This is a genomic window from Streptomyces sp. Xyl84, from assembly GCF_059731885.1.
Genome location: NZ_AP029183.1, coordinates 1291634 through 1305089, shown reverse-complemented (window position 1 = coordinate 1305089; position 13456 = coordinate 1291634). Strand labels below are relative to the sequence as shown.

Genomic DNA, 13456 nt, shown 5'->3' with positions numbered 1-13456 from the left:
GCGCGGTGTTCCGCGAGACTTGTGGCCCGGCGGCGACCCGCCGTCCATGTACTCGTGCTTCGGTACGCTCGGCCGTACGTGTCTGTACGGGGGATCGACCGATCAGGAAGGGAGCGCCGTCCGGTGCAGCGTGTTTCGCTCGGAGGGCTCGATGTCTCGCGCATCGGCCTGGGAGCCATGACGATGTCCGACTACTACACGGGCGCGGGGAGCGACGAGCAGGAGGCCGTCCGCACCGTGCGGCAGGCCCTGGACCTGGGGGTCGACTTCATCGACACCGCCGAGATCTACGGTCCGTTCGTCAACGAGGAACTGGTCGGCCGTGCCGTCGCCGGACGGCGTGACGAGGTGGTCATCGCCACGAAGTTCGGGCTGGTCGCGCACGACGGCGCCGGGCCCAACGTCCTCGACAGCTCACCGGCCAATGTGCGCAAGGCGGTCGAGGGCTCGCTCCGGCGGCTGGGTACGGACCGCATCGACCTCTGCTACCAGCACCGCGTCGACCCGGGGACGCCGATCGAGGAGACGATGGGCGCGCTGGCCGAGCTGGTGCGGGAGGGGAAGGTCCGGTACGCCGGGCTGTCGGAGGCCGGTGAGGACACCGTGCGGCGCGCGCACGCCGTGCACCCGGTGGCCGCGGTGCAGACCGAGTACTCGCTCTGGTCGCGCCGGCCCGCCGAGCCGCTGCTGCCGGTGCTGCGGGAACTGGGCATCGGGCTCGTCGCCTACTCGCCGCTCGGCCGCGGCTTCCTGACCGGGGCGATCCGTTCCACGGCGGAACTGGCCGCGGACGACTTCCGGTTGAGCACGCCGCGGTTCGCCGACGGCAACTTCGAGCGCAATCTGGCCATCGTCGACGAGGTGGAGGCCGTCGCCGCGGACGCCGGCGCCACGCCCGCCCAGGTCGCGCTGGCCTGGCTGCTGGCGCAGGGCGACGACGTGGTCCCGATCCCCGGCACCAAGCGCGTGGCCCGCGTCAAGGAGAACGCGGCGGCCGACGCCGTCGTCCTGACCGCGGACCAGCTCGCCCGGCTCGACGCGCTCACTCCGCCGAGCGGCGAGCGGTACGCGGAGGAGGACCTGGCGCGGACGGGGTTGTGAGCGGGTACGTGCGTCGTCACGCCGGTCAGGACTGAAGAACACCTCCCGGTCAGGGGCGAAGGCCGCGTCCCGGTCAGGGACGAAGGCCATGTCCCGGTCAGGGACGAAGACCGGCGTCCCCGTCAGGGGCGGAGGCCGCGTCCGCCACGCCGGACACGTCGGGCGGACCGGCCGGGGCGAGCCTGGGGCGCGGCCTCCCGCCCCGGCCGGCCACCGCCCGGCGGCAGGTCAGATCCACTGGCGCCGGGCCGCTTCCACCCCCGCCTGGAAGCGGCTCTGTGCGCCCATCCGGACCATCACGGCCGCGATGGTCCGGCGGACGGTGCGGACCGACAGGCCGGTGCGCCGGGAGATGCCCTCGTCGGTCAGGCCCTCGGACAGCAGTGCCAGCACCTCCCGGTCCCGGCCGGCCGGAACGCCGTGCCCGGGGGCGTCCGCCGCGGCGGACGACAGGGCCGAGCGCGCCCACACCTGGTCGAAGAGCGCCTGGTAGGCCCCGACCAGTACCCGGCCGCGCAGCAGCGTGGCCGGGGAGCCTGCCGGGCCCGGGTCCGACGGGACGACGGCGAGGTCCCGGTCGGCGACGGCCATCCACACCGGGAGCCGCGGCAGCGCCCGGACGGCCGCCCCGGTGGCGGCGATCCGCCGGATGTCGCCGGCGTAGGCGGGATCGCAGCCGACGTCCGCCAGGTGCAGGGCGCGGATCCGCGCGCCGCGGCGGACCAGTTCGGCGCTCAGCGACGTGAGCCGCTCGCGCACCCGTGGGTCGTAGGGGCGCCGCGGCAGCGCGAGCCGGAACTCGCGCACCGTACGGTGGCGCAGCGTGTCGAGGAGAGAGGCCAGGGCGTCGTAGTCGGGCAGTGCCTCCAGCGTGGTGCGGGGGATCGTCCGGCGGTCGTCGGGTCTCATCGACAACTGGTTTTCCATGCCCTCATTCCACTGTGGAAATCGATACGTGGATTTAACATGGCGTTTCCTTATGCGTCAGGAATCAGCCCTTGAGGGAAGGGGTCTGCGGTGCGGCGAGAGCCCCCTTCGGGCGTGCCATGTCATCGTCGGCAGACCCAAGGGTGGAGCTGACTTGAAGTGGTGTCAAGCGGCAAAAATTTGCCGCTGTCGAGCATTCCGGTTCTGTGTAATAGTGACTCCCGGACAGGAGCCACTACGCCGGCATGAGTGCCACGAAGCGTGCGCCTGGCCGGTACGCGGGGAGGAGGACCTGGGCGGTGACAACCAACTCGGTCTGTGAAACATGGGGGAGAGAGAGATGGAAGCGTCCGCCCTGGCGAAACGCGATGATGCGTGGCCCGGCGTCCCACAGTTCCCGGCATTCGGAATCATTCAAGGCACTCTCCAATAAAGCCTGGAGGGTCGCGTCTTCCGGATACCGGAAGAGTGCGAAGCGCAGTTGGGCGAGGTACAGCGAAGCCTGTCGATGCCAGTCGACTATCTGCTCTCGCGACTCCGGATTCTGCAGTACCCAGCGCATGAGATTGGCCCGCGGTTCGCGGACCCAGGGGAACCACTGAACCATCAGCTCGTTGCAGGCGATGACGTTCCACGCGTGGTCGATGAGATAGGCAGGGAAATTCGACTGCGCATCGACGAACTGCTTCAGGCGGGTCATCCTGCCGTCGTCGCCCTGCGGGTGCTCCTCGTCCGACACCTCGGTCCGCCGGTACCAGTACAGCGCGGTCCGTTCGTCCGGTCCCAGGTCCAGCGCGTCCGCGAGGCTGGTCAGCGTGTCCGCGGTGAGCGGCACCTGCGCCCCGCTCTCCAGTGCCCGGTACCAGCGTTCGCTGACGCCCATCCGGTGGGCGACCTCCTTCTGGGGCAGCGCCTTGGCGCGGCCGAGCCGTGCGCCGGCCTCGGCGCGCCAGGCGCGCAACAGTGCGGGAAGGTCACCGAATTCGAGCTGGAATTCCTCCGGTTCCCCGCCGGTCGAAGCGGGTCCGGATATGTCGGTTTCACTGGTTCCGGTCACGATTTCCCCCGATCGCTGCTTAATCCGAGAGTCAACTCTAACGGAGGCTTGATCGCCGCCGTCGGCTGAGTGCTGGTCAGCCGGTGCCTGGCACAAGGGAGTTCGGCCGGAAAACACCGGCCGGACGCCTGAGAACGCGCTTCAAACGTCAGAGAAGTCACACTGAAATCGAGGATCAGGCTGTGAAGCACATCACGAACGCGGAAACACCGAGCGGCGCCCGGCAGGGCCGGCGCGTCGTGGTCACCGGAGTGGGCGCCATCAGCCCCCTGGGACGGGGCGGCGAAGCCCTGTGGGAGGGCCTGCTCGAGGGCCGCTGCGGCATCCGCCCGCTGGACGCCCCGGAGTTCGCCGGCCATCCCGTGCGCATCGCGGGAACCGTGCCCGTCGATCCGCTCGACCTGTTGCCCAAACCACAGGCCCGGCGCATGAACCGGGCCGCCCTCTTCGCCGTGCTCGCCGCCCGCGAGGCCTGGCAGGACGCCGGTTTCGCCGCGGAGGGCACCACGGCGAGCGGCCTCGACCCGGAACGGGTCGGCGTGTGCGTCGGCACCATCATCGGCGGGGCGCCCGTGCTGGTCGACGGCGACCGGCGGCTGCGCGACCGGGGCGTGCGGGCGGTCCCGCCGCTCACCGCCCCCATGACGGTCCCCTCCCAGGCCGCCTCACAGATCTCGCTGGACCTGCGGGTGACGGGCGAGGCCCGGACCGTCGTCAGCGCCTGCGCGTCCGGCACCGAGGCCATCGGGCAGGCCATCGACCGGATCCGGTACGGCCATGTGGACGTCGCGCTCGCCGGCGGGGCGGAGGCCGCCGTCACCCCGGAGATCATGGCCGCCTTCGCCGCGATGCGCGCGCTGTCGGCGCGCAACGACGAACCGGGGGCCGCGTCCCGCCCGTTCGCCAAGGACCGTACGGGATTCGTGAACGCCGAAGGCGCGGGCCTGCTGGTGCTGGAGGCGGAGGAGCACGCACTGGCCCGCGGGGCCCGCATCTACTGCGAGGCCGCCGGGTGGGGCCTGTCCGCCGACGCGCACCACATGGCCGCGCCGGACCCGACCGGAGGCGGTGTCGCGGTCGCCCTGCGGCGCGCCATCGCCGACGCGGACGCGTCCCCCGCCGACGTCGTGCACGTCAACGCGCACGCCACCGCGACCGTGGAGGGCGACCTCGCGGAGGCGGCCGCCCTGCACACCGTCTTCGGCGACGGGGAGGGGACCGTGCCCGTGCCCGTCACGGCGCTCAAGGGAAACCTGGGGCACCTGCAGGGCGCGGCCGGCGGGGTGGAGGCGGTGGCGGCGGCCCTCACCCTCCACCACGGCACCATCCCGCCCACCCTCGGCTGCGACGACCTGGACGACGCCATCCCCCTGGACGTGGTCCGCACCGTGCCCCGGCCCCTTCCCGGACACGGCGACCTGGTGCTGAGCAACTCCTTCGGTTTCGGCGGCCACAACGCGGTACTGGCGCTGCGCCGCGGCTGACGGCGGGGCGCCGCGGCCGGCGGCACTGGGCCGCGGCGGGCGGCGGGGCGGCGAGGGCCGCCGGCGAGCAGCGGGCGGCCCTCGCTCACCCGTCGTCCGCCCCCTCCCCCGCCCCCGCCCTCGCCGGGAGGAGGGACGCGGTGGTGCGGGGCGGCGGGGAGCCGTCCCAGGGGGTGGCCCGGTCGAGGACGGCACCGGCGCGCAACGGAAGTGACGCCGGCGCGCGCAGCACGACGTGCGGCCGGTAGCGGGGCGGCCCCTCGGCGAGCCGGGGTTCCACGACCCGCTGCGCGAACCGTGTGAAGGCCAGCTCGGCCTCCAGCCGGCCCAGCGGGGCACCGAGGCAGTAGTGCGTGCCCAGTCCGAAGGACAGGTGCCCGCCCGCGTCCTCCCGCTCCGCGTCGAAGCGGTGCGGGCAGCCGAAGACGGCGCCGTCACGGTTCGCCCCCGCCAGCAGCAGCACCATGGTCGTACCCCGGGCGACGCGGGTGCCGCACACCTCCAGGTCCTCACGGGCGTGGCGGTGCACGATCTGGAGGGGTGGCTGCAGCCGCAGCACCTCCTCGACCACGGCCGGCGCCGTCGTCCGGGGGCGTTCGCGCAGCGCGGCCAGGACCCGCGGGTGCTCCAGCAGGAGCAGCAGGCCGTTGGCTATGAGGCCGACCGTCGTCTCGTGCCCGGCGTTCAGCAGCAGGCGGCAGGTGGTGACGACCTCCTGGTCGGTGAGCCGTTCGCCGTCCGGTGCCGCCGCCAGCAGCCGCGACATGACGTCGTCCCGCGGTTCGGCCCGCCGCTGGGCCGCCGTCCGGAGGAAGAAGGCGGTGAGTTCGGCCTCGGCCCGGCGGCGTTCGGCGAGGCCGGGCGGGGGCACGCCGAGGAACGCCAGGTACGGGTCGACCGAGCGGCCGAGCAGGGAGGATCGTAGGCGGTACCAGTCCTGGTCGCCGGTGTCGATGCCGAGGACCCGGCAGATGACGGTGACGGGCAGCGGGGAGGCGAGGTCGGCGACGCCGTCCATCCGTGACCTCGTCGCCGCCTCGTCCAGCAGGTCGTCGATCAGCTCCCGGATCATGGGCGCCAGCCGCCGCGCGGCCCTCGGAGTGAAGTCGGGGGCGGCGAGCCGGCGCAGCGCCGTGTGCCGGGGCGGGTCGCTGAACAGGAACGACGGCAGCTCCATGGCGGGCGTCCCCTGAGCCCGGTCGGCCTGCTCGGCCCCCTCGACCGGCTCGTTCTGCGGGCCCTGCTCGCTTTGCCGGTAGAGCAGGGCGTGCCGCCGGTCGTTGCTGGCCCGGGGATCGCGCAGTACGGCGCGGCAGGCCTCGTGGGAGGCGAACACGACCACGGGCCGGCCCGGGACCCGCACGGGCTCCGCGGCCCGGATCTGCTCGTACAGCGGGTAGGGATCGGGCCGGGACCGCGCGGCGAGGATGCGCCGCAGGGTGGACACCGCGTCGTCGCCACCGGGGCCGTCCGGCGAGCTGAACACCGCGTCCGCGCCACCGGACCCTTCCAGCGAACTGAACACCGCGTCCGCGCCACCGGACCCTTCCGGCGGGCCGGACACCGGGTCGGGGCCACCCGGCCGGACCGGCGGGGTGGCCGCCGCGCGGCCCGTCACGGGGCCGCCTCGAAGGTACGGACGGCCCAGTCGCCGGGCACCAGCCCGCGGTGTGCGGCCAGCTCACCGAAACGGCGTACGGCACGCAGCCCGTCCCCGGTGAGTTCGTAACGCAACGTCCGGTAGTACGTGAGCAGTTGGGGGGCGGTGAAGCCGGAACCCGGCGCGACCTCGGCGGCCACCCGCTCCAGGTGCGCGAGCGCGCTGTCCCGTGCCGCCAGCAGGGCGCGGTGCACGGCGGCGACGGTGTCCGGGTGCTGTTCGGCGTACTCCCGCCGCACCGCCCAGACGGCGAAGACCATGGGCAGCCCGGTCCACCGCGTCCACAGTGCCGCGGTGTCGTACACGGTCGCGGGTTCCCCGCCCGGAACACCGTGGAAGTGGACCCTGAGCGCCGGGTCCCCGATGACGACGGCCGCGTCGCCCTGGCGCAGCAGTTCCGCCGTGTCGGGCGGGCCGGTGAAGTAGCGGGGTGTCAGCCCGAACCGCTCCTCCAGCAGGAACCGGGCCAGCAGCACGGTCGTACGGCTGGCCGAGGTGAGCCCGACGAGCGGTGCGGGGGTCGTCTCCAGGGGGCGCCGGCTGACGATGTTGCAGGACATGACGGGTCCGTCGGCCGCGATGGCCGGTCCCGGTAGCAGCAGCAGGTCCTCGGTGTGCCGCAGGTACGCGGCCAGGCTGACCGGCCCGAGGTCGAGTCCGCCCGCGGCCAGCCGGTCGCCGGCCGCCTCCGGGGTGAGGGACACCAGGTCCACGTCGGGCAGGAGCCGCGAGCGCCGCAGCCCCCACAGGAGGGGGCGGCAGTTCAGGAACGAGATGTGGCCGACGCGGGGCCGACGCTGCCGGGCCGCGGGGTCCAGGCCTACGGTGCCGAGTCCGGTGGTCGGCATGGTCATCACTCCCGGTGGGTCGGAGGGAAGGCGGAGGGTGCCGGGCGGGCCGCTACTTGCGGCCCCACGACTGCACCAGGGCGGGCGCGAGGTCCCAGAAGTCCCCGTCGTCCAGCAGGGCGTGGAACTCCTCCAGCTCGTGCGGGGTCACATAACCTCCGGAGAGCAGCGGTTCGCGCGACATGTCCACGGTCCGCCGCCAGAAGTCGGCGAGCCGGGTGCCGCCTTGCAGGTTCTGGGTGACCGTGTTCGCTCCGACGTCACGGTAGCCGTAGCCGAGGAACGAGCCCGGCTGGCCGCGGGACCACCAGCTGTCCGTGCCCAGCGTTCCGCAGATCAGGCTGCTCCAGCGCTGCATGACCTTGCGGTAGGCGGCGTTCGGTGAACTCTCGACGGGGAACCAGCAGAACGACTCGATCAGCACGAAGCCGCCGGGCCGCAGCCAGCGCAGCATCCGGCGCATGACGTCGTCGCGCTGCGGCAGGTGGCTGAGGACCAGCCGGGCGTGGATGACGTCGAAGGACTCGTCGGGGAACGGGTCGCGGGTGACGTCGTGCACCAGGCGGCGCAGCCGGGGTTCCGGTATGCGTTCCAGCAGGGTCGTGTCGAGGTCGGTGGCGACCACGTCGCCCTGCGGGGCCCGCCCGCACAGCCACCGGGCGACGGAGCCCGAACCGGCCCCCACTTCCAGGCACCGTGCGTCGCGTGCCACCCCGAGCGCTGCCAGCGTCCGGGTGCACAGAGGATCGAAGACCTCGGCGAGCAGGCGCAGCCGGGTTTCCTCGTCCTGGTCCAGAGCGAACAGGGTCTCGCCGTACTTCTCCATGGCGCGCCTTTCGGTTCCGAGGGGCTCAGCGCAACTGCGGGCAGCCAAACACGGCGCCGCGCCGGGCGCTAACTCCCGTACGCCTGCTGACAGGTTGCTGCCAGCTGCGGGCCCGGCGCCGCGACCGTGCCGGGCCGGACCGGGAACGTGCAGCGTCGCCCGTGAGCGCGCAGGCGGTGTCTCCCGCTCACGGCCGCCGCGCCGGGGGATCCACGGCGGGGCGGCCCCGTTCGCCCTGGCGGGGCCGCGGGACGAACGGGGGCGGTGCCGTCAGGTCCGCAGGAAGGCGAGGACCGCCAGGACCCGGCGGTGGCCGTCGGTGTCGACCGGCAGGTCGAGCTTGCTGAAGATGTTGCCGATGTGTTTGTTCACGGCCGCCTCGCTGATGAACAGGTGCTTGGCGAGGTTGGCGTTGGTGCGGCCCTGCGCGACGAGCGCCAGGACCTCGCGCTCCCGGGCGCTCAGCCGCTCCAGCGGGTCCTGGCGCAGCCTCACGAGCTGGGTGATGACCTCCGGGTCGACCACGGTGCCGCCGGCGGCCACGCGCTCGGTCGCGGCGACGAAGTCCGCGACCGCGCTGACCCGTTCCTTGAGCAGGTACCCCACTCCCGCGCCGCCGCCCGAGTCGAGCAGGCGCAGCGCGTAGGAGCGTTCCACGTACTGGCTGAGCACGAGCACGGGCAGGGCCGGGAACTCCTCGCGCAAGGTCACCGCCGCCCGCAGCCCGTCGTCGCCGAGCGTGGGCGGCATCCGTACGTCGGTGACGATCAGGTCGGGCCGGTCGGCGCGCACCGCCGCGACCAGGGCGTCGGCGTCCCCGACCGAGGCCACCACCTGGTGACCGACCCGCTCCAGGAGGCCGACCAGGCCTTCGCGCAGCAGCACGGCGTCCTCGGCCACGATCAGGCGAAGCGACACGGAACCTCCACGTGCAACAGGGTGGGACCACCGGCGGGGCTCGACACCCGCATCCGGCCGTCGAGCGCGGTGACGCGGTCCGCGAGCCCGGTCACGCCGCTGCCGGCCGCGGGATCGACCCCGCCGTGACCGTCGTCGGCGATGTCGAGGACCAGCAGATCGGAATGGTAGCGGCCGCGCACCGAGGCACTGGCCGCCCCGCTGTGCCGGGCCACGTTCGTCAGGGCCTCGTTGATGAGGTAGTACATGGTCGTCTCCAGTTTCCTGGGCAGCCGCTCGGGCAGCCGCAGGTCGACCGTGACCGGGATCGGGAAGCGGCCGGCGTAGTCCTCGACCGCCGCGACCAGACCGTGGTCGGCGAGGACCGGCGGGTTGAGACCGCGGATCAGCGCCCGCAACTCCTGGTGCGCGGTGGACAGCTGGGCCTCGGCCCGGGTCAGCAGCTCGGCCTGCGGGGAGTCATCCGGGATCTCCAGTCGCATGAGCCCCAGCGTCATGCCCAGCGAGACGAGCCGTTGCTGGGCGCCGTCGTGCAGGTCGCGTTCGATGCGTACCCGCTCGGCGTCGAACGAGTCGAGCAGCCGCGCCTGCGAGGCCCGCACCTCGCGCAGTTCCTCGCCCAGTTCCCTGTCGCGCGGGGCGAGGAAGGTGCGGGCCATGGCGGCCCGCGCTCCCGCCCACGAGGTCACCGTGTACGGGGAGGCGAGCAGCACGATCGCGCCGAACACCGTCCACGGCCAGGTGCCGCCGTCGGTGGAGGCGAAGGTGAGGGCGGGGACGCCGAAGGAGAAGCCGAGGACCATCAGGTCCATCCACCACAGCGCCGCCGCGGACAGCAGCGCGAAGAGCAGCTCCCGCCAGGTCACTTGTTCCTTCAGGCGGGCGGCGGTCCAGGCGCGCGGGCCGGGCGCGTCCGGCGCCCGGTGCGGGTCGGGGAGGTGGTCGAGGTCCACCAGGCGCAGCCGGCGGCGCTCGACGCGGGCCACCAGGGTGGCGACCAGCACCATGCCGACCAGCGGGGCGACACCGATCAGGACGACCAGCAGCGCGAGGCCCGCGGCCAGTCCGAGGGTGAGGACCGGCACGGCGGCGGCCCCGGCCACGACGCCGCTGCCGAGGTAGGCGAGCGACCGCCAGGGCCAGCTGGAGGTCAGGAAGCTGAGCGGAGGCCGGGTCATGGCCTGCCAGGCTGTCGTGGGTCGCATGCGGTCAACGTAACCGCGCGGAGCGGCAGATGAGGGCGCGTCCGCCCGACGAGCGGCCCCGGACGGGCAGAGGTAGAGCTGCCTCTACCTTCGAAGTAGAGGGTGGATCAGTGCCCCGGGCACCCGCCGTACGGTGAAGTCGACGTATGACGACAACGAGGCGGGCCCCGGTGCGGGACGCGGTGGAACTCCAGGACGTGCGCAAGGTCCACGGCAGCGGTGGACATCGGGTGACCGCGCTGGACGGTGTGTCCTTCGGCTTCCCCGGCGGCACCTTCACCGCGATCATGGGACCTTCCGGTTCCGGGAAGTCGACCCTGCTGCAGTGCGCGGCCGGTCTGGAGCGGCCGACCGCCGGCCGGATCGTCCTCGCCGGTGTGGACATCGGCCGGCAGAACGAGAAGGAGCGCACCCGGCTCCGCCGCGACCACGTCGGATTCGTCTTCCAGGCCTTCAACCTGGTCGAGTCCCTGACCGCCGCGCAGAACGTGGAGCTGCCGTCGCGGTTCGCCGGCCGCAAGGTCAGCGGGCAGCAGGTCGCCGACGCGCTCGCCGCGGTCGGACTGGCCGACCGGGCCGGGCACCGCCCCAGCCGGCTCTCCGGCGGTCAGCAGCAGCGCGTGGCTCTGGCCCGCGCCCTCGTCACCCGGCCCGACGTCCTCTTCGCGGACGAGCCGACCGGTGCCCTGGACACCGTCACCTCCCAGGAGGTGCTGCGCATGATGCGGATGCTGGTGGACCAGGAGGGCCAGACCACGCTGATGGTCACCCACGACCCGGTGGCGGCCGCCACGGCCGACGTCGTCGTCTTCCTCAAGGACGGCCGGATCGCCGACCGCATCGCGCTGGACGGCCGCTCCGGCCGCGACGAGGCCGCCGCCGTCGCCACCCACATGACCCGGCTGGAGGCGTGATGCTGATCCTCGCGAACGTACGGGAACGCTGGTCCGGCTTCCTCGGCGCCTTCATCGCCGTCCTGGCCGGCGTCACCCTGATCACCACCACCCTGGTCGTCTACGACTCCGCCCGGCCGAGGGTGCAGCCCCGCTACGCGGGCACCGCGGCCCTGGCCCTGCCGCGGCAGGCCGCCGACACCGACGGCAGCCCCGAGGACCGGATGCCGTGGAGCAGGGACGAGGCGGCTCCGCTGCTCGCCGGACTCCACCGGATCCCCGGCGTCACCGACGCCGTGGCCGACCGCTCCTTCTACGCGCAGGCCGTCGTGAACGGCAAACCCGTCGCCGACGAGGGCGCCCTGGAGTCGGGACACGGCTGGGGCAGCGTCCGCACGGCGCCCTACCGCCTGGTCTCCGGGCGGGCACCGCGCGGCACCGGCGAGGTCGTGGTGGACCGCGCGCTGGGCGCCGCCGTGGGCAGCGAACTGACCGTCAACATCACTCAGGGACGCCGGCAGTTCACCGTCACCGGCACGGTGGACGGCCCCGGCTACTACTTCAGCGAGGCGTTCGCCGCCCGGCAGCAGCCCGGCGTCCGCGCCATCGCCCTGATCACCGGCAGGGGCGCGGACACCGGGGCCGTCGTCGGCGCCGCCCGCAAGGTGCTCGGCGACCGGGGCGACGTCGTCTTCGGGGACGGCCGCGCCGAACTCCAGCCCCGGTACATCGAGCACAAGCGCTTCCTCGGCGTCCAGCTCATCAGCGCCATGGCCGCCCTCGGCCTGTTCACCACGGTGTTCGTGGTGGCCTCCATGCTGGTCCTGGCGACCGGGATGCGGCGCCGCGAGATCGGTCTGCTGCGCACCATCGGCGCCGCTCCTCAGCAGGTCAAGCGCATGATCCTGGGCGAGGCCACCGTGGTCGGCCTGCTCGGCTCGATCGCCGGCTGCGCGACCGGCGTCGCCGCCGCGCCACTGCTGCGGAACATCCTGCGGAACCTGGGCGTGACCCCGCCGGACATGGCGATCACCGTCGCCGCCTGGCCCCTGCTCACCGGCTGTGCGGTCGGGGTCGGGGTCAGCGTGACCGGCGCGTGGACCGCGGGGCGCAAGGCCGCCCGGGTCTCCCCCGTCGAGGCGCTGCTGGACAACGGCCGCGCCGACCGGGGCATGGGGCGCGGCCGTTGGATCGCCGGTCTGGCCGTCCTGGGCCTGGGCGTCTTCCTGGCCATCGGCACGGCCGCCTCCAGCGCCGACCACCGGATCAACGCGGCGATCTTCGCCACGATGACGCTGGTCGTCGCGGCGGCCCTGCTGGCTCCCGTGTTCATCGGCCCCGTCGGCCGGTTCCTGACCGCCCCGTTCCAGCGCGGTGGCTCGGCCGCTGCGATGCTGATCCGCGCCGAGCTGGTCGCCGACCCGCGCCGGGCCGCCTCGCTGGTGGCGCCCGTGATCGCCGCCGTCGGGTTCGCGGTGCTGCTCAGCGGGATGGTGGAGACGATGCGGGTGGCCTACCCGGCGGGCGAGGCGCTGAAGGTGAAGGGGCAGACGATCGTGACGGCGAACGGCATCCCCGGCAACACCGACGAGGCCGTCGCCGCCAACCCGGTGGGCAAGGCCGCCCTGCCGGCCCGCGCGTTCGTGCTGAGGGGCGGGCGGACCGCCGGGGGTCCGGGGTACGCCGGCGCGGTGGCCGGGGCCACCGTGCTGGACGTGCTGGGCAGCCGGGACCCGCGCTGGAGCAGGCCGGGCCAGGCGGTGCTCGGCGAGCACACCGCGAAGGACCTGGGGCTGAGGAAGGACCAGGAGGTCCCGCTCCGCTTCGCCGACGGCGCCCTCGTCACCCTGCGCGTCGGTGCGGTCCTGCCCGACGACCCGGCGCGCGGTGACTTCGTGGTCCCCCGCGAGCTGGTCCGGGCCCACGATCCGGCCGCGCTGACCGACGACATCTTCGTCCCGGGCGGCGCCAGGGCCTCCGGCGCGATCCCCGGCACGGCGCTGCACGACGCCGCCGAGTACGCGCTCGCCGACTACGAGACCGACGCCCGGCTGACCGACAGCCTGGCCATGATGCTGATCGTGATCTCCGTCGGCTACAGCGTGATCGCCGTCGCCGACAGCATGGCGACGGCGGCGCACGGCCGGCGCCGCGACTTCGCGGTGATGAGGTCCGCCGGCGGCACCGACCGGCAGCTGCTGTGGGTCTCGGCCGGTGAGACCGCCCTGCTCATCGTGATCGGCGCCGCCCTCGGAGTGCTGGTGACACTGCCCCCGCTGGCGGGCATGGCCTCCGGCCTGTCCCAGGCCACCTCTTCCGACGTGTCGCTGCGCGTCGACGCCGGCGCCCTCAAGACCGCCGTCGCCGCCACCCTGCTGGCGGCCGTCCCGGTGGGGGTCGCCGTCACCGCGAAGACCCTGCGCGGGCAGGCGGCACGGGCAGGACGGACCCGGCGAAGCGCATGACCGGCGGCGCGCAGGACCGGCGGCGCGGCCCCGAGTCCGCCGGCCCGGCCCGGGGAGTTCCCCGGATCGGCC

The 13456-nt window shown here is 73.7% G+C and carries 11 protein-coding genes; 4 read left to right on the top strand and 7 right to left on the bottom strand.

Translation table 11 applies throughout. The features are described 5' to 3' along the window. Window positions 1–123: 123 nt before the first annotated feature. Window positions 124–1101 (top strand): aldo/keto reductase, encoded by a 978-nt coding sequence (locus AC6I72_RS37080; RefSeq protein ID WP_498006137.1) that lies wholly within the window; start codon window positions 124–126, stop codon window positions 1099–1101. 228 nt (window positions 1102–1329) lie between these two features. Here the strand turns inward: AC6I72_RS37080 and AC6I72_RS37075 are convergent, their stop codons facing one another. Together AC6I72_RS37075 and AC6I72_RS37070 are read right to left on the bottom strand one after the other, a co-directional pair. Next, window positions 1330–2028 (bottom strand): helix-turn-helix transcriptional regulator, encoded by a 699-nt coding sequence (locus AC6I72_RS37075; RefSeq protein WP_498006135.1) that lies wholly within the window; start codon window positions 2026–2028, stop codon window positions 1330–1332. 235 nt (window positions 2029–2263) lie between these two features. Then, window positions 2264–3085: a helix-turn-helix domain-containing protein gene (locus AC6I72_RS37070; protein WP_498006134.1), complete on the bottom strand. Its 822-nt coding sequence runs from the start codon at window positions 3083–3085 to the stop codon at window positions 2264–2266. 182 nt (window positions 3086–3267) lie between these two features. Between AC6I72_RS37070 and AC6I72_RS37065 the strand changes: the two genes are divergently transcribed. Then, a complete protein-coding gene (locus AC6I72_RS37065; RefSeq protein ID WP_498006132.1) occupies window positions 3268–4569 on the top strand; it encodes a beta-ketoacyl-[acyl-carrier-protein] synthase family protein in 1302 nt (433 codons plus the stop codon). Window positions 4570–4654: 85 nt separating this feature from the next. Here AC6I72_RS37065 and AC6I72_RS37060 read toward each other — a convergent pair whose 3' ends face one another. From AC6I72_RS37060 to AC6I72_RS37040, 5 genes are all read right to left on the bottom strand, one after another. Next, window positions 4655–6187, bottom strand: coding sequence for a cytochrome P450 (locus AC6I72_RS37060; protein ID WP_498006130.1), 1533 nt, complete (start codon window positions 6185–6187; stop codon window positions 4655–4657). Further along, on the bottom strand, window positions 6184–7077 hold the full coding sequence (locus AC6I72_RS37055) for a menaquinone biosynthetic enzyme MqnA/MqnD family protein (RefSeq protein WP_498006128.1): 894 nt from the start codon (window positions 7075–7077) through the stop codon (window positions 6184–6186). Before AC6I72_RS37055 ends, AC6I72_RS37060 begins: the two co-directional genes overlap by 4 nt. A 52-nt stretch (window positions 7078–7129) precedes the next feature. Continuing rightward, window positions 7130–7903 (bottom strand): class I SAM-dependent methyltransferase, encoded by a 774-nt coding sequence (locus AC6I72_RS37050; RefSeq protein WP_498006126.1) that lies wholly within the window; start codon window positions 7901–7903, stop codon window positions 7130–7132. Between the two features lie 270 nt (window positions 7904–8173). Beyond that, on the bottom strand, window positions 8174–8821 hold the full coding sequence (locus AC6I72_RS37045) for a response regulator (RefSeq protein ID WP_498006124.1): 648 nt from the start codon (window positions 8819–8821) through the stop codon (window positions 8174–8176). After that, the gene (locus tag AC6I72_RS37040; RefSeq protein WP_498006123.1) at window positions 8806–10026 is read right to left on the bottom strand and encodes a sensor histidine kinase; all 1221 of its coding nucleotides are present in this window, start codon (window positions 10024–10026) and stop codon (window positions 8806–8808) included. The genes AC6I72_RS37045 and AC6I72_RS37040 overlap by 16 nt, the downstream gene beginning before the upstream one ends. Before the next feature lie 146 nt (window positions 10027–10172). On the opposite strand from AC6I72_RS37040, the gene AC6I72_RS37035 reads away from it, so the two are divergent. Beyond that, complete coding sequence (locus AC6I72_RS37035) at window positions 10173–10940, top strand: ABC transporter ATP-binding protein (RefSeq protein WP_498006122.1); 768 nt, start codon at window positions 10173–10175, stop codon at window positions 10938–10940. After that, on the top strand, window positions 10940–13384 hold the full coding sequence (locus AC6I72_RS37030) for an ABC transporter permease (protein ID WP_498006120.1): 2445 nt from the start codon (window positions 10940–10942) through the stop codon (window positions 13382–13384). Before AC6I72_RS37035 ends, AC6I72_RS37030 begins: the two co-directional genes overlap by 1 nt. Window positions 13385–13456: the final 72 nt, after the last annotated feature.